At 50.1% G+C, this 17,144-nt stretch carries 13 protein-coding genes; 5 read left to right on the forward strand and 8 right to left on the reverse strand.

Annotated features, from left to right (window positions below; translation table 11 throughout):
* The first annotated feature begins 55 nt into the window (after nt 1-55).
* Genes fdhF through ACXAGQ_RS15785 form a run of 3 tightly spaced genes read left to right on the forward strand, consistent with a single transcriptional unit; the run spans nt 56 to nt 4,017 of the window.
* Nucleotides 56-2,146: a formate dehydrogenase subunit alpha gene (fdhF, locus tag ACXAGQ_RS15775; protein ID WP_475255105.1), complete on the forward strand. Its 2,091-nt coding sequence runs from the start codon at nt 56-58 to the stop codon at nt 2,144-2,146.
* A gap of 1 nt (nt 2,147) precedes the next feature.
* On the forward strand, nt 2,148-3,182 hold the full coding sequence (locus tag ACXAGQ_RS15780; RefSeq protein ID WP_475255106.1) for a 4Fe-4S dicluster domain-containing protein: 1,035 nt from the start codon (nt 2,148-2,150) through the stop codon (nt 3,180-3,182).
* On the forward strand, nt 3,172-4,017 hold the full coding sequence (locus ACXAGQ_RS15785; RefSeq protein ID WP_475255108.1) for an FAD/NAD(P)-binding protein: 846 nt from the start codon (nt 3,172-3,174) through the stop codon (nt 4,015-4,017). The genes ACXAGQ_RS15780 and ACXAGQ_RS15785 overlap by 11 nt, the downstream gene beginning before the upstream one ends.
* 56 nt (nt 4,018-4,073) lie before the next feature.
* Here ACXAGQ_RS15785 and ppsA read toward each other — a convergent pair whose 3' ends face one another.
* The 8 genes from ppsA to ACXAGQ_RS15825 all read right to left on the reverse strand — a co-directional run bounded on the left by ppsA (nt 4,074) and on the right by ACXAGQ_RS15825 (nt 13,888).
* Nucleotides 4,074-6,503, reverse strand: a complete 2,430-nt coding sequence (gene ppsA / locus ACXAGQ_RS15790; protein WP_475255110.1) for a phosphoenolpyruvate synthase — start codon at nt 6,501-6,503, stop codon at nt 4,074-4,076.
* 7 nt (nt 6,504-6,510) lie between these two features.
* Complete coding sequence (locus ACXAGQ_RS15795; protein ID WP_317523084.1) at nt 6,511-6,753, reverse strand: acyl carrier protein; 243 nt, start codon at nt 6,751-6,753, stop codon at nt 6,511-6,513.
* The gene (locus tag ACXAGQ_RS15800) at nt 6,746-7,987 is read right to left on the reverse strand and encodes a dihydrolipoamide acetyltransferase family protein (protein WP_475255111.1); all 1,242 of its coding nucleotides are present in this window, start codon (nt 7,985-7,987) and stop codon (nt 6,746-6,748) included. Before ACXAGQ_RS15800 ends, ACXAGQ_RS15795 begins: the two co-directional genes overlap by 8 nt.
* On the reverse strand, nt 7,980-10,007 hold the full coding sequence (gene pdhA / locus ACXAGQ_RS15805; RefSeq protein WP_475255113.1) for a pyruvate dehydrogenase (acetyl-transferring) E1 component subunit alpha: 2,028 nt from the start codon (nt 10,005-10,007) through the stop codon (nt 7,980-7,982). The genes ACXAGQ_RS15800 and pdhA overlap by 8 nt, the downstream gene beginning before the upstream one ends.
* The gene (gene acsA, locus ACXAGQ_RS15810; RefSeq protein WP_475255114.1) at nt 10,004-11,749 is read right to left on the reverse strand and encodes an acetate--CoA ligase; all 1,746 of its coding nucleotides are present in this window, start codon (nt 11,747-11,749) and stop codon (nt 10,004-10,006) included. The genes pdhA and acsA overlap by 4 nt, the downstream gene beginning before the upstream one ends.
* Before the next feature lie 289 nt (nt 11,750-12,038).
* Nucleotides 12,039-12,830 (reverse strand): hypothetical protein, encoded by a 792-nt coding sequence (locus ACXAGQ_RS15815; protein ID WP_475255115.1) that lies wholly within the window; start codon nt 12,828-12,830, stop codon nt 12,039-12,041.
* A gap of 346 nt (nt 12,831-13,176) precedes the next feature.
* A complete protein-coding gene (locus ACXAGQ_RS15820) occupies nt 13,177-13,398 on the reverse strand; it encodes a hypothetical protein (RefSeq protein ID WP_475255117.1) in 222 nt (73 codons plus the stop codon).
* 160 nt (nt 13,399-13,558) lie between these two features.
* Complete coding sequence (locus ACXAGQ_RS15825; RefSeq protein ID WP_475255119.1) at nt 13,559-13,888, reverse strand: DMT family transporter; 330 nt, start codon at nt 13,886-13,888, stop codon at nt 13,559-13,561.
* Nucleotides 13,889-14,215: 327 nt separating this feature from the next.
* On the opposite strand from ACXAGQ_RS15825, the gene ACXAGQ_RS15830 reads away from it, so the two are divergent.
* Entirely contained in the window at nt 14,216-15,142 is a 927-nt protein-coding gene (locus ACXAGQ_RS15830) for a TAXI family TRAP transporter solute-binding subunit (protein WP_475255121.1), read from the forward strand.
* A gap of 96 nt (nt 15,143-15,238) precedes the next feature.
* Nucleotides 15,239-17,128 carry a TRAP transporter permease gene (locus tag ACXAGQ_RS15835; RefSeq protein ID WP_475255123.1) on the forward strand — a complete coding sequence of 630 codons (1,890 nt, stop codon included), beginning with the start codon at nt 15,239-15,241 and terminating at the stop codon, nt 17,126-17,128.
* Nucleotides 17,129-17,144: the final 16 nt, after the last annotated feature.

The following is a 17,144-nucleotide window of genomic DNA, read 5'->3' on the forward strand; positions in this document are numbered from 1 at the left end:
TTGAGTCAGTGCTGGGTGCTATAATTTATCTGGCATAAATCATCAGGCAACCAGCATGCAGTCCAAAGTCGTGAAAACTGTCTGTCCTTTCTGTGGGGTTGGGTGCGGAATGTACTTAGCCCGTGATAGTGAAGGGAGGGTGTGTAGGGTGACCCCACAGTGGGATCACCCTATAAGCAAAGGTAAGTTATGTGACAAAGGGTGGAGCACAGTCTACGCCGTCTCACCCGAGAATCGAATTACCCACCCCCTCAAAAGAGAAGTCGACAAGTTTGTCCCTGTGAGTTGGGATGAAGCACTCTCCTCAATTGCCTCTGCGCTAACAGAAATTATTGATGAATCAGGCGCCGGTGCTGTTGGTGTGATAAGCAGTGCCCGGGCAACCAATGAAGATAATTATGCCGCCCAGAAATTTGCTCGATCTGTATTGAAGACCAACAATGTCGATCATTGTGCACGGATTTGCCATAGCCCAACAGTGGCCGGACTCAAGCAAGTCCTTGGCTCTGGCGCAATGACAAACAGCACTGATGATGTTTTCAAGGCAGATGTCATTGTAGTGATTGGTGCAGATCCGACTGAAAACCACAGTGTCTTGGGCGGTCAGGTGATCGAGGCGAAGCTTGCTGGCGCTACCCTGATTGTGGTTGACCCAAGGGTAACCCGACTGGCGAAGCTGGCGGATATCCACTTACAGCTCAATCCGGGCACCAATATTGCCCTTATAAATGCCATGATCCATGTGATCTTGGGTAACCAGTGGCATGATCAAGATTTTATCGAGCGTCGCTGCGAGGGGTTCGAAACCTTAGCGTCACATGTTGACAAGGTGACACCTGAATCTGTTGAGGAAATAACCGGCCTAGAACCGCTATTAATCCGTCAAGCAGCCCAGTATTACAGTCAAGCGGAACGGGCCATGATCCTTTATGGTATGGGAATCACCCAATTTGTCGCGGGAACCTCGAGTGTGATGGCGCTGGCTGATTTGGCATTGGTATGTGGTCACATTGGCAAGCCCGGGACAGGGATAAATCCCTTGCGTGGGCAAAATAATGTCCAAGGGGCATGCGATATGGGATGTTTGCCCAATGTCTATCCTGGTTATCAATTAGCAGATCAACAAGCAACCCAAGAGCGTTTCTCTAATGCTTGGGGAACGAAAGTCGCTGAAAGTGCTGGGTTAACGTCGCTGGGTATGACCAAGGCGGCATTGGCTGGTCAGTTTAGGGCGCAGATATTATTTGGCGAGGATCCGGTTGTGACCGATCCGGACCAAAACCATGTTCGTGAAGCGTATAAATCGCTGGATCTACTCGTCGTTGCTGAACTGACAATGACCGAAACGGCTAAGCTGGCTGATTATATTTTGCCTGCGGCTTCTTTTGCTGAAAAGTCAGGCACTTTTACAAATTGCGAGCGAAGGGTACAGCGAATACGACCGCTCATCGATCCTCCCGGAGAGGCTAAAGGGGATTGGCAGTGGTTGAGTGCCCTCGCCGAGGCAATGGGAAGTGAGTGTCTCAAATGGCCAGACAGCGAAGCGGTCTTTGATGAAATGGCCTCGCTGACACCGCCTTACCAAGGGATGAACTATCACAAACTTGATCTGGACGCTGGCTTGCAGTGGCCATGTAACGATGGGGCTCCTCAAGGAACGCGTATACTGCATCAATCGACCTTTCCAATTGGCAGAGCCCGGCTAACGCCAGTGCATTATGTACCGATAGATGAATCTGCAGATGAGTTTTATCCGTTGCTTCTTACTACCAATCGCCTGCACTTCCATTATGGTTGTGGCTCAATGAGCCGAAAATCCCCTTTGCTTGAACGAGAGACCCCTCCTGGGATTTTGTTTATCCATCCGGTGGATGCCGAGGCGCTGTCCATAGACCCGTACGGCCCTGTTGGCGTCCGTTCGCGTCGAGGTTACGTGGAAACGCGGGCAGTGATAACAAAAGATGTCGCGCCTGGGTTAGTTAGCATGCCCTACCATTTCAAGGAGGCGCCTTCCAACCAACTAACCAATACTGCTCAGGATCCTGTAACCAAGATGCCTGAATTGAAGGCTTGTGCCGTAGCAGTCATTGCTTTACCGGCTGATCATATTCCAAGCCCTGTCTGGCAGCTGAAGGAGGATAGCTAGTATGCACAGTACTTACCTGCTTGATTCATTGGACGCGTTACGTACTCACTTAGCCCAGGATAGGAATATCTTCCAGGTGGTTGCTTCGGCAGAAGGGGAACCTAATGATGTGCACTGGCAACAGGTGGAGGGGGGATCTTGGCCGGCTTTGCAACACAATAAGCCCTTACACTCTGCGAAGCAGTTCTTTTTCAGCGACGAAGAACCGCTGTATGTCTTTGATGGCCGTTTCTTCCGCGAGACCCTGCCGAATATCGCGCCGTTTGTTCTCTTTGGGGTAAAAAGCTGTGATTTGATGGCAATCCATTATCAAGACACTTTTTTTGAACAAGATCCCTATTATCAGGCGAGGCGAAGCCAGGCATTGCTTGTTGGTATTGATTGTACTTCTCCTTGTGAGCATGGGTTTTGCCCGGCCGTGAATGCAGGTCCCAGTGTACGCGATGAAACGGCAGATATAGTGTTACATCCTCTCAGTAGTGAGCAATGGTTATTGGTTATCTTAAGCGCTGCTGGTAAGGAAGCTCTAGATGGACTGTCTTTGCACCCCGCTTCACCGCACGATGTCAGTTTGCGCTGGGAAAATATCAGCCATTGCGAGCAGTCTTTCCCAGCTCATCAATATATCCTCGACGGGATCAAGAAGATTAACAATGAGCAGATCCCTGATGAGTTTTGGCTGCAGGTTGGCGTTCAATGTCTTGGGTGCTCAGGCTGTACAACCTTGTGTCCTACCTGCTCGTGCTTTGCGACTCGTTCGGTGTCAGAAGCCGGGGAGGAATCTGAAATTGAAACCACTCAAGTCAGGTTCTGGGACTCATGCCTCTATGAGGGGTTCCAGCGGGAAGCGAGCTTTCACAATCCGAGTAAGAATGCTGGACAAAGAATGCAGCGGTTTTGGTATCACAAATTCAGCGATGACTTTATACCTGAATTTGGCCGCTATGGATGTGTAGGTTGCGGGCGGTGTGAACAGACTTGCCCCGGGGTTGTTGGTGTCCACGCCATAATGAAAAGGATTGCTGATGATGTTTAATTTGACGCCAGTGCCAATTGAAGTGCTCGACTTTTATGATGATGGCCAAGACACCCGCCATTATCGTTTTCGACTGATGGATGACGGTGATCCAAACCAGCAAGTAGCATGGCGCACGGCACAAAACGGTCAATTTTTTATGCTTTGCCTGCCGGGTATTGGCGAGGCGCCTTTTACCTTTACGGAGTTACCCGGTGAAGATGGTGAGTTTCGCGCCTTGGTACGCCAAGTGGGCAGTGTGACTCACGCCTTATTTAATTGCTCTGTCGGGGATGTAATTGGTGCGAGAGGGCCTTTTGGCCGAGGGTGGCCAGTAGATGATATGTCCAAAGAGCGCTTGCTCATTGTTGCTGGTGGGTGTGGCATTGCGCCTCTAGCCAGTCTCATTAATCGACTTATTGATACACAGTGTTTTACTCAGCTTGAAGTGGTTTATGCCGCGAGAAGTCGAGCGACCTTGATGCTCAACCCTGAACGAGAGCGCTGGCAGCACTGCGTTCCTTTTTTTACCGTTGTTGAAGATATGACTGATCTTAATGAGCAAGAGTTTTATCCGGGAACCGCGGTAGGGATTTTACCCAAAGTGCTTCATGCCTTCGCTGAGCAACCAGACAGGGTGCTGTTGGCCGGGCCTGAGGGAATGATGGAGGCAGCAGCTGAATACCTTACCGCTTACGGCATCGCTTCTCAAGCCATTTACCTCTCGGTTGAGCGGCGTATGCATTGTGCCGTTGGCTTATGCGGGCACTGTTACCTGCAAAACCGGTATGTCTGTACTGATGGTCCAACCTTTTCCTGGGCAGAGCTTATGCCACTCCATAGTAGCGGGCAATAGCCGCCCGGGTAACAGGTTGGTGGTGATCAATGTATCCTAATCTCATCGGCTATGGCCTAGTCCTCCTTGTCTTTAGGCGGGGCGGTGGCGGGGCGCTCCTGGCGTTGGTGCTCAGCGTCTGATATCACTTTGCATCCCTTGGCAAAAGAGTCAGGGTTGAGGGAAATGGAGTCGATGCCTTGATGGACAAGAAAAGCGGCAAACTCTGGATGATCGGAAGGTGCCTGGCCGCAGATCCCGACTTTACAGCCTTTTTGGTGGGCAACCGTGATCACCTGTTCAATCAAAATTTTAACCGCATCATCCTGGGCATCAAACATGGGTTTTAGCTCGGCGGAATCCCGGTCTATACCTAGCACCAGCTGCGTCAAATCGTTACTGCCGATGGAGAAGCCATCAAAACGCTCAGCAAAACGCTCGGCGAGAATGATGTTCGACGGTATTTCACACATCACATAGACTTGAAGCCCGTTTTTACCCCGCTCGAGTCCTGCTTGGGCCATCACGCCAAGTACCTTGTCGGCTTCTTGGACCGTGCGGCAGAATGGGATCATCACAATGATATTGTTAAAGCCCATCTCATCACGTGCTTTTGCAATGGCCTGGCATTCGAGCTGGAAGGCTTCCTGGTAGCGGGGATGGTAATAGCGGGATGCGCCGCGCAAGCCTAGCATCGGGTTTTCTTCGTGCAGTTCAAAGAACTCGCCGCCGATAAGCCCGCGGTATTCGTTCGACTTGAAATCCGACATCCTTACGATCACCGGTTTGGGGTGCTGGCTGGCAGCGATTTTGCCGACGCCGAGCGCGAGGTTCTCAACGAAGAAGTCAGGCAGGCTTTCGACCCCGGTGCAGCGCTGGCGTATGGCCTGCATGACCTTGGGATCAGTAACCTTTTCGGGATGCAGCAGTGCCATCGGATGAATGCCTATCAAGCTTGATATGATGAACTCAATTCTTGTTAACCCTATGCCAGCCGTTGGTAGTTGCCACCAATGAAAAATACCGTCTGGCATGGCCGCGTTGATCATGATTTGAGTCTGTGTGTTGGGCAGCGATGCAAGATCAATCTCCTCGGTGGTGAAGTTGATGATACCGTCGAATATTTGCCCGACAGCGCCAGTGGCACAGCTCATCGTGACGGGGGTTCCCGATGGTAAAATCCGGGTGGCCTCTTCGGTACCAACGATAGCCGGGACTTTTAGCTCCCGGCTGACGATTGCGGCATGGCTGGTCGGCCCCCCGGAGTCGGTGATGATGCCCGCCGCTTTGCGCATCAGGGGAACCCAGTCGGGATCGGTTCGCTCGGTCACCAGAATGGCGCCTTCGGGAAACTGTTCGCTGTCTTCGGGGGAAAGGATAGTAAAGGTCTTGCCGCTGGCGATGGCTCCACCAACGCTGGCACCCTCTAGCAATACCGGTGCCTTGTTTTTGTCCAGCCGGTAGTTGAGCAATACCGCGGTGTCTTTGCGTGCTTCAACCGTCTCCGGCCGGGCCTGCACGATATACAGTCGCTGGCGATGGGTGTCTTTCACCCACTCGATATCCATGGCATGGCCATAATGCTGTTCAATCAGCACGGCCCACCGGCTTAGCTGCAGTATTTCCTGAACCGTCAGCACCAGGTGGCTGCGCTCATGTTCGCTAGTCGGCAGGGTGACAGTGGGAGAGGCGCTGGCAGTGGCAGCGAATTGCATCTTTTCTGTTTTCTTGCCGAGATGCTTTTCGATAATCGGTGTTTTATCAGACTCAGCGAGCAAAGGTTTGAAGACCATAAACCGATCCGGGGTCACTGTGCCTTTTACGACGGTTTCCCCCAGGCCCCAGTTGCCATTGATCATAACGACATCTGGGAAGCCATTTTCGGTATCAAGGGTGAACATCACTCCCGCACATTCTGCTTCGATCATTTGCTGTATGCCCACCGATAAGGCGACCTGCTGGTGGGCAAAGCCTTGCTCTTCGCGGTAGATAATGGCCCGGTCGGTATACAACGAGGCAAAGCACTGTTTGCAGGCCGCGATGACTTGATGCTCACCTCGGATATTCAAGTAGCTCTCTTGCTGGCCGGCAAAACTGGCTTCAGGCAGATCTTCGGCTGTCGCTGAGCTTCTGACGGCCACTGAAAATTCTGGGGCTGAAACGTGCTGGCACAGCTGCAGGTAGGCGCTGGTAATTGCCTGCTCTTGCTCGGCGGTAAAATGACCCTGGATGATCCGTTTCCGGATTTCATGCCCGGCTTCAGCCAGGCTCACCTGACCGGCATGCATGGCATTGAGCTGGTCGTCGATGGGACTATTGAGTTGGTTTTGGTGAAGGAAATCTCGAAATAATTGTGCGCTGGTTGCGAAGCCATCCGGCACCCGGATACCGGCCTTATCAAGTTGGCTTAACATTTCCCCGAGACTGGCATTTTTACCACCGACAAGGCCGACATCTGTCGCTCGAAGTTGTCTGTACCAGTAGATGAGTTCTGGTTTGTCCATCATGCGCTCCCTAGCTTTGGTCTCTGTTCGAAAGGTAGGCAATGAGCTGGCTGTAGCTTCTTACTTTGGGGTAATCATCCTCGGGAATGCTGACACCGGTCTGCTGCTTGATGGCAGCCAGTAGGTTGAGGAAATCCATGGAATCGAGATCGCACTCCTCGCGCAAATCTTCATCAAGGTCGATATCTGAGATGTCAATTTCCGGGGCGATACGTTTCAAGGCATTGGCAATGCTGCTGGCAGGATCAATCATGGTAGAGCGCCTCTGGTTTTTGGAGTTGTTTGGCAACGGAGTGAAGAAAACGGGCTCCGATGATGCCGTCGCTGACACGGTGATCCGCGGCGAGGGTAATGGTCATCACACTTCCCACGGTAAGCGTGCCCTTACTGACGATGGCCGCTTCTCGCACTCGGCCAAGCCCAATAATAGCGACTTGAGGGGGGTATATGATCCCGGTGATCATATCAGCGCCGCGCTCGCCAATACTCGTTACTGTGATGGTTGCGTCAGTGAGCTCTGTGCTGCGTAGGTGCCCATGACGTCCCCTTTCTGCCAGCTCTTTTAGCTTTATCATGACCTGTTCTAAGGAAAGTTCATTGGCATTGAGAATGGCTGGAACGACTAAGCCTCCTTCTCGCAAGCTAATGGCATTACCGATATTTACAGCAGGCGATGGGATAAATTCCCCTTTGATATAATAGCCGTTCAGGGAAGGGTATTTGGTAAGTTGCCGAGCAATGGCGGTAATTACAAGGGATGATAGCAGCATTCGGTCTTCCGGCTCTCGTTGCTGGTTGTATTGCACTAACCATTGCTCAGCCTTTGATAAATCAGCCTCCAAGGAAAGGTAGTAATGTGGGATTTGCTGTTTAGAACGACTCATTGCTTCACTGATTGCCTGCCGCATTTGGCTACTCTTAGTGCTCGTTTTCGTTTTGCTGCCGGTGGGTATCTGGGGAGGCAAATCACGAAGTACAATCGCGCCCTCGGGGCCGCTGCCATGTAGGTACGAGACATCAAGATGGTCTTCTTCGACCCGGTGCCGAGCAGCAGGAGAAATGAGCACCCGTGTCGAATGTTGGTCATTGTTTTTATGTTGGCGGGCGAGGGCAAAAGGAGGGAAGGGGTAATTGTCTTCGCTGAAGGCCGATGTAGGCTCGTTTGAGTTAGGCTTTGGCGCGGAAGGTTGGCTCTCATTTGCTTTTGGCTCAGTATTAGCTGGCTGTGCAGTTGTCATACGGGCCATGACACTCCCGACGGGAAGTTTGATTTCGGGCTCTACCAGCAGATCAGTGATCGTACCGTCATGATAGGACTCCATATCAATGGCTCCCTTGCTGGTTTCGATAACTGCGATGATATCGCCTTTTTGGACTTCATCACCCAGATTGACTTGCCACTCAACAAGGGTGCCATCATGCATGTCAGCCCCTAGAGCAGGCATCGTGATATCAATCAATGTGTCTTCTGATTGCATTTTATCCATGGGATGGCTTACCTGTGTTGTCCTGCCAATCCGCTATGGCAAGAGCAGATCTTGCCGCTGCGATAATCTTATTGCATTGGGGCAGTGCTGCCTGCTCGAGGTGTTGGGCATAAGGTATTGGGACTTCTATCGTACATACTCGGCCAACAGGTGCGTCCAACTGCCAGAAGGCTTGTTCCATGATAATGGCACTGATTTCACCCGCAAGGCTGCCCGTATACCAACCCTCATCAACGATGACTGCTCTATGGGTTTTATTTACACTGGCGATAATCGTAGGCGTATCGAGTGGTCTCAGGGAGCGCAGGTCGATGACTTCGGCACTGACCCCTTCCTTTTGGAGTTGCTCCGCGGCTTCCAGAGTCTTGCCCAGGCTGCCACCGTAGGTAATTAAGCTGATATCGGTGCCGATCCGCCTGATCATGGCTTGGTCCATGGGGGCGTCTGGCTCCTCGGAGACAGGACCGTTTTCGTTGAGTAGCATGACATGCTCGAAAATCAGAACAGGGTCGGGATCAACTAGCGCCTGGCCAAGCATATACCTCGCATCATTATGGGTTGCAGGACTTAATACCTTTAAGCCAGGCACATGGGCATAATAGTTTTCCCAGCTGTGAGAATGCTGGGCAGCCAGTTGTTTACCCGCGCCACACGCCATGCGAATTACCAGAGGAACATTAAACTGACCGCCAGACATATGTAGCAGGGTTGCAGCACTGTTGATGATCTGATCCATCGCAAGCAGGCTGAAATTCACCGTCATGACTTCAACAATCGGTTTCATTCCGCCAAGCGCTGCGCCAATGCCGACACCGACAAAACCTGACTCACACAATGGCGTGTCAATGATTCGATCAGGGCCGAATTGCTCAATGAGCCCTTTGCTAACAGCATAACATCCACCGTAACGCCCAACATCTTCCCCCATCAAGAATACACGGGGGTCATGGCTGAGAGCATCTTTAATTCCGGCGCGAAGGCTTTCGCGGTAGGTCAGCTCAGCCGGCTGCTGGGTACTGATCACTTCTGGTGGCGGTGGGCGACTTCCCGGGCTGTAAACATAGCGGGTCAGTTCCTCGGTTGGCTCCAACTGACCGGCCTCAGCAAAGGCGATAGCGGCATCGATTTCTTGGGCGATCGCAGATTCGATCTGCGTGAGTTCATGATCTTGGAAGTGGCTGTTTTTCTGCAACCACTGAATCAGCTTTTTGACCGGGCCTTTTTCTTCCCAGTGGGCGATTTCTGCTTTGTCGCGATAGAGTTGGGTGTCAAAGCTTGAGTGCCCACGGAATCGATAGGTTTGGCACTCGATGAAAAATGGGCGTTGGTGCTGACGGATATATTCAACAGCGTTACTGGCGACTGCTTCTACGTCAACAACATTCATGCCATCGACCTTTGTGGCATTGATGCCATAACTTTGTGCTTTCTTTGTAATATCTGTTTCAGATTCTGATAGATTCAGCGCGGTTCCCATTGCGTATTGGTTATTTTCGCAGACAAACAGGACAGGAAGCTGCCAAAGGGCCGCTAAATTCAAGCTTTCATGAAATTCGCCTTCAGCGACGGCACCTTCTCCGAAAAAACAAACGGCAATGGCGTCTCGTTGCATCTTTTTGTTAGCCATGGCTAGGCCGGTTGCCAGCGGCAACCCTCCTCCCACAATCGCATTGCCGCCATAGAAGTGGCAACTTTTGTCGAAAAGGTGCATTGAGCCTCCCCGCCCGCGGCTACAGCCATTAGAGCGGCCATACATTTCTGCCAATATGCTATTCATACTCATGCCCCGGGCAAGGGCATGGCCATGCTCCCGGTAGGTCGCAACGATTTGGTCATCGGGCCGAAGACTGGACATCACACCCACCGCAATGGCTTCTTCGCCAATATAAAGGTGAAGGAATCCCCGAATTTTCTCGTGTGCGTATAACTCAGCACACTTTTCTTCAAATCGTCTGATACGCAGCATTTGATGGAGTTGCTCGATGAGGTGCTGCCTGTTTATATGGAGTCGGTTTGTCATTGTTCATCACTCTCCAGGGTTGAAATATCCCCCTCGGGCAGGCCAAGCTCACGAGCCTTGAGTAAGCGGCGCATGATCTTTCCGCTACGTGTTTTCGGAAGGTTGGTTCGGAAGACAACTTCCTTGGGAGAAACCGCTGCGCCAAGCCGACTTCTGGCAAGCGCCAACAACTGTTGTTGCAATTCATCATCAGCCTGGATACCAGGTTTTAAAGCGACAAATGCTTTAACGAGTTGACCTGCTACGGCATCGGGCACGCCAATGACGCCAGCTTCCGCAACGGCAGGGTGTTCCATCAGGACACTTTCGACTTCGAAAGGCCCGATAAGGTGGCCAGAAGACTTAATAAGGTCATCCTTTCTTCCTACAAACCAGAAATAGCCATCTTCGTCTTTCATGGCTAGGTCACCACTTAAATACCAGCCGCCAACGAAACAGGCCTGGTATTTCTCGGGCTGATGGAGGTAGCCGCGGAACATCGAAGGCCAGTTGGGTTTGATTGCCAGCTCGCCAACTTGCATTGGCGATTGTTCGACTGTCAGTTGGCCATCTTCATCTTGGTTGACAATAGCGGCCTCGATACCAGGAAGAGGCTGGCCCATTGAGCCGGGTTTTATCGGTTCGCTGGGGTAATTGGCAATCAATATGCCGCCAGTTTCGGTTTGCCACCAGTTGTCGTGAAAAGGCATGCCGAGTACTTGGTTTCCCCATTCAACGGCTTCTGGATTGAGCGGCTCACCGACACTGGCCATAAATCTCAGGGCGGATAAATCGTATTGAGCCGGCAGTGATTCCCCCGCTTTCATCAGCATACGAATTGCCGTGGGAGCGGTATACCAAACCGATACGTGAAAATCCTGCAGAACCCAATACCACCTTTTCGCATCAAACTCCGCCTCATCAATAATCATTGTGACACCTAGGCAAAGCGGGGCAATTATCCCGTAGGTGGTACCTGTTACCCAACCGGGATCCGCGGTACACCAGTAAATATCATCAGGTTTTAGATCAAGGGCATAGTATGCGGATAGAATATGGTGACTAACAGCTTGGTGAACGTGGAGCACCCCCTTGGGTTTTCCCGTTGTTCCGCTGGTAAAGTGAAGTAATGCGTTATCTTCAGCATGGGTTGGATGGCAGGTAAATTGGTCTTCGGCCGCTGCCATCATCGTGGGGTAGTCAAAGCAGCCTGGTTCGTTGTCAGGATCACCATCAATCAGCAATACCGCCTTTAAATGGGGAAGTTCATTCCACCAGCCTTTGAGTTTCTTACGGTATAGGCTGCGAGTTGTCAGGATCAGATTAGCTTCACCAATTTCCATACGGGAGCGAATGGGTTCAGGGCCAAAAGCAGAAAATAGCGGGGTAAATACACAGCCAGCACGCAAAGTGCCTAATGCAGCAATATAGAGTTCAGGTCTACGCCCAGCAAGGCTAAATACCCGGCTACCAGGGGAAAGTGCTAGCTGTCGAAGTAGGTTGGCAAAGCGACTCGTTTGCTGGTAAAGATCTCGATAGCTCAGATCCATGACCTGGTCTTTCTTGCTAATCCAGCGGATGGCTATTTTATCTTCACAAGGCAGTCCAAGGTGACGGTCGATGGCTTCATACCCCATATTCAGTCCCCCTGATGAAAGCCCTTTAGGGAGAGTACAAGCAGGAGGAGAGAGGGTTTGCGCTTGATTGTAATCCTTAAGGTTGGCATGTTCAGCCAACGTCTTGTTGATAATTACCTTCACCATGGTCAGTGCTCTACAGAACGAGTTAAAAAGCTTGCAACAGTTGTATTGAACCGTTGTCCCCGAACAAAGTGTGGTTTATTTCTTGTTTTTTTCCACAGAAGTCGTGGGGGTAAGTGAGGGGCTATTTATAGGCGCTGCTGCTATTTTGATGGCGGTGGGTGAGGAAGGGGGGGATTTTGGGGGGGAGGGTGTGCAGTATATAAGGTGTTAAAGTGAAGGGAAAAAGACGCCGTGCCTTCGATTGACGCCCTTGAAGGCACAGCGCTACAGGAAATTAAGTTGGGTTGAATTAACCTTTTGTAAAGCGGTAGGTCTGAATCTTTTGCTCCTGACCGCTTACTTGAGCGTAGGTGTCAACCATCCAAACACTCGGCCCAGCGAAACCCAACTCTACACGAACGGTTGAGGAGTCAAAGTTCTCGTAAATGCTTGCCTGAGCATTTGTTGGGTAGAAGTTGTAACGGTTCTTGTTCTGCTGGTACTCACCGGCAAAGGTCACTGGTACATTGGTTGCGTTATCAGTAACGGTCAGGCTATAGCCTGCTTCTGGGGTGTAGGCAAAGTTAGCAGTAATAGACAGTGCCTGTGATTTACCATCAATGTTTAGGTTATTAATGTTAACGCTGGCCTCGGTGGTCTTCGCTAGTGAGCCTGCCGCTTTGGCTGTTGCATTAATTGGCTTTTCAGTCGCTCCACTCCAGATACTTACGTTCCAATTACCTGTGAAGTTGTCGAGCTTATCCCAGTTTTGTGGCTGTGCGTTGGTTGCTGCGACTTGGCCACCGTTACCTATTTGAGCCAATGCATCATTGCGGCTGTCGTGGCGTTGGTTTTCACGGTTGTTTTGTATATCAGCAGAAGCGCCTGCTACACCACCAGAAACACCACCTGCAATTGCACCTTTAACAGCAAGGTCAGCATCACCTGTCAAAGCTCCCAGAGTTAGGCCAAGTAGGGCACCACCGGCTGCACCTTGTTTGGTCAGGGCGTTTGGATCATCTTGGGTATCAGGGTTAACACAGCCAGTAAGAAGAGTCAGGCCGATGATTGAAACAATAGAGCTCTTAGCGAATGTGTTCATGATGATTCCTGCTGATAAATATGCTTTAAGGCTTATCACTGATGTGATTGCGTTTTGTTATGGCGCTAATTTAACAACCTAAAACTGAATCATTCCTGTACGAATTGAACGGTGTTTTTTATATTTCAAAATGTAAATATGCTTGCGTTTTATCGCTATATATAGAGCGCAGTATCGCTTTTTCCTATGTGGTTGATTTTAAAAACGCTGTTTTTAAATACGAGCGGTTTTTCAGTTTGTGGAGTTGGATCAAAAACTGATTCTGTGCAAACTTAAGTTATTGAATGTAAGTAAATGTAAAAGTGGGGCTGCGGGTATATATCTAAAGAGTGGGAGTGACTGGCTGTCACCCCCCAAGTTGGCGAGTTTGGTTCATCGTCCTTGACCCTCCAGCACCATAACTGTTGATGTCAAAGCGGTTCTGCGGACGATGTCTTTTCCTCTCTAAGCGGGATAGGTCGATTTGGTATTGTTGCTTTAGTAAATCTAATACTACATCGAGTTCTCGTTTCGGGGCTTTATTCTGCAGCAAGAAGTAGTAAAGGTTGATGGCACGTTCTTCAGTCATACTTTCCTCCAAATCTGAATGTTTAAACTGATCGGTGAATGATCAAATTGGTGAATGATCAAATATGTTTACTTGAAGTCGCTTGGGCAGACGCCAAAGTTGATGACATCATCAACGAGCCTTCTCTTAGAAAGGAAAGCTTAATGAAATGAAGGCGTTATTAATGGCTGTGGGCAGCGCCACCCAAGTTGATAATGGCAATACCAATCGCAACAATCACCATACCTAGCCACACCTTGGCATCAAGGTGCTGTTTATAGATAAGTCCGGACATCGCTGTCACGGTAACAATCGCAAGCCCTGCCCAGATTGCATGGACGATACCAACAGGCAGTGATTTCATGGCCTGACCAAGAAAGATAAAGGCAATGAGGTGTCCAAAGATCACTATGGTGCTAGGCAACCAGTTCGAAAATCCGTTTGTAGCACGAAGTGCAACATGCGATGTTGCTTCAGCCATTACCCCTAGAAGTAGAAATACCCAGCCCATTTAATCCTCTCTTATTTTGGTTGTTGATATGCGGTATCAAGATGGGAGAAGTATAACTATTTCCTATTTGATGATAATTACCATGTATTGCAAATTACTTTTTACTGTTGGTAACAATTCTGAATGTAGCGAGGGTTTTATGCTAGGTAAGAAGAAGCAAACTTATTGATATGCTTATCACCACCAATATCTCATTTTCACAACTTTCACAATTTTAACATTTAAATGCGATTTCATTTGATGCAACATCTGTATGACAATAAAACCTGATGCGTATGTGTCGAGTTTGACACTTTGCATCCGGCATTCAACGAGAAGGAGTACTCAATGCGTTCAATGATCAAAAAAGGGATTATCTCTTTGGCTCTAGCGGTTTCTCTGCCTGTTGCAGCGAATAACTACACCATAGGCACAGGTAGCCAAAGCGGTACTTACTATCCTTTAGGTGGTTTGCTAGCAAAGGTGTGGAGTGAAAATATAGATGACTTCAATATGCGTGCGGAAGTGACGGCAGCTTCGGTAGAAAATGTCATCAAAGTATCGACTAAACAACAGCTTGCCGGTATCGCTATGGGCAACGTAGTGCAGCAGGCTTATCAGGGCACAGAGCCTTTCCCGCGTAAGATGGACGTGTCAGTTTTATTTGCACTGTATCCTAACGTTGTTCAATTCATGGTACCTGCCAACTCAGACATTAAGTCTGTAGCAGACCTGAAAGGCAAACGTGTTGCCCTTGGCGCGCCAGGTTCAGGTACTCGTGTTAGTGCCCTGAACATTTTGAAGACCCTTGGTGTTGAAGAAAGCGATATGCGCGGCCAGGCGCTGAATTACACGGCGACGACCGAAGCATTGGCAAATGGCCAGATTGATGCCGGTGTTATTGTAGGTAGCCTAGGTGTTGGTGCAATTACCGAGCTAGCTTTGACTCGTGATATCCGTATTTTGTCATTCAGCGATGAGGAAATTGCGCAAATCAACGAAGCCAATGCGTCATACAGCGGCCTGGATGTCGATGCTGACAGCTACCGCAATGTTCCTGCTTTCCAAGCGCCTGCGGTATGGAATGTACTCGTGGTGAAAGGCGATCTGGATAAAGAACTCGCTTACGAGATGACTAAGGTGGCGTTTGATAACATCGATCAAATCCGCCAGTCTATCGGTGTGACTAAGTTCACTACGGTTGAGAACATGAACAAGCTTGCAGGTATTCCTCTGCACCCAGGCTCTCAGCAGTTCATGGATGAGAAAAAGTAAGAGAACCGAAGTAATGCCTATCTCTATCGATAGGTAAACGTATACCCCCGAAGCATTTCGGGGGTAGAAAACATTGCAGTGTACAAGGAGTTCGCAATGACCAAATCTTCGGCGTTAAATCACAGGGTCACTGAGCGGTTAATGCAAATAGCAACCATTGCTGCAATTGCATTATCAGTGTTTCAAATTTGGCAGGGGCTAACTGCCAACCTCTCCGCACCTGTATTTCGCCCCGTCCACCTATGTTGGATCCTCGCTCTCGTATTCCTCGTTAGGCCATTAGTCAAAGAAGATAGCCGACTTTATCTTCCAGCAAGGTTTATCGATTTATCAATGGTATTAGCCACCTTGTGGGCTGCGCAGCATATCGTCCGGTTTGATTATGACGATATTGGCTTTTTGCTTGACGGGTTAGGTGCTGATGATGTCCTGGCCGGCTCGATATTAATCGTCACACTGCTTGAAGCGACACGCCGGACCGTGGGGATGGTCATGGTGGTGATTGCTGCGATCTTTTTGGCTTACGCCATGTTTGGCGATGTCTTGCCTGCCAGTGTAGCGAGTAAAGGTTTCGCACTGGATGAAATCATCCGTTTCCATATTTATTCTACCAACGGGGTGTTTGGTGCGCCGTTGGCAATTGCCGCAGGTGTGGTTTTTATCTTCGTGCTGTTTGGTGCATTTTTGCAGGTGACCGGCGCGGGCCAATTCTTTATTGACGCGGCGTTTGCTGTCGCGGGTAAATACCGTGGTGGTCCGGCAAAGGCCAGTGTGGTGGCTTCTGCTGCGCTGGGGTCGATTTCCGGCTCGGCTATTGCCAATACGGTGACCACCGGTGCCTTGACCATTCCGATGATGAAAAAGCTCGGATATAAGCCTGAGCAAGCGGCGGGTATTGAAGCGGCGGCCTCTACGGGTGGGCAAATTATGCCGCCGGTAATGGGGGCAGGGGCCTTTGTCATGGCCCAGTTCACCGGTATTGCCTATAGCGAAATTCTATTGGTGTCGATTGCACCGGCTATTTTGTACTTTGGTTGTACTTTACTTTATGTCCACTTGATGGCCTGTAAGCTTGGCCTAAAAGGCATGGACAAAGTCACCCAGCTAAAAATAGTGATGAAGCAAGGCTGGCACTTTATTGTGCCTTTGGTGCTGATCACGACCTTGCTGCTGATGAGTTACTCGCCTGTGCTGGTGGGTATCGCAGGCTGTAGTGCTATATTGGTCGCAGCCATGTGCCGTAAGCACAGCCGTATCAGTATCCGTCTTTTCTTTGAAGGGATGAAAGAAGGGGCACTATTGGCGCTGCCTATTTCGGTTGCCTGTGCTACCGCGGGTATTGTGGTTGGGGTCGTCGGTCAAACCGGCATCGGTCTGCAGTTCACCCAGTTCCTGATGGCGCTATCTGGTGGTTACTTATGGTCGGTGATGGCCTTGATTGCAGTAGCCGCCGTTATTCTTGGTATGGGCTTGCCTGTTACTGCTGCGTATATTGTGCTGTCGATCATGGCAGTGCCAGCTTTGACGGAGTTGGGCTTGAGCATCTTGGCCGCACACATGATTGTGTTCTGGTTGTCGCAAACCTCGAATGTGACACCACCAATTGCTTTGGCAGCCTTTGCTGGCGCAGGTGTCGCTGGTGCTTCACCGATGCAGTCAGCGGTTCAGGCATTTAAGCTGGCACAGGGCTTCTTCCTGATACCATTGATGATGGCTTTCTCACCGCTTATCTATGACGGGGAAAACCTACTTGGTTTCATGTTTGCAATTGTGACGACGATTGCTTTGATTGTTGCCTTTGCTGGAGGTATTGAAGGCCGGCTGATCAAGCCATTGTCGATGATTGAGAGGGCTGTGCTGCTGGTTGTGCCCTTTGCGCTGATTTTCAGTGGGCTAATGATCAAACTAGCGGCGGTTGCTATTGTGGTTGTTATTGTGTCACTTAATGCGTTTCGGGGCAGGGAAAGAAGCGTCACTCCTGTTTAATAGCCTTAGTATCAAT

It is taken from the genome of Photobacterium sp. ABD4_091 (genome assembly GCF_056160145.1).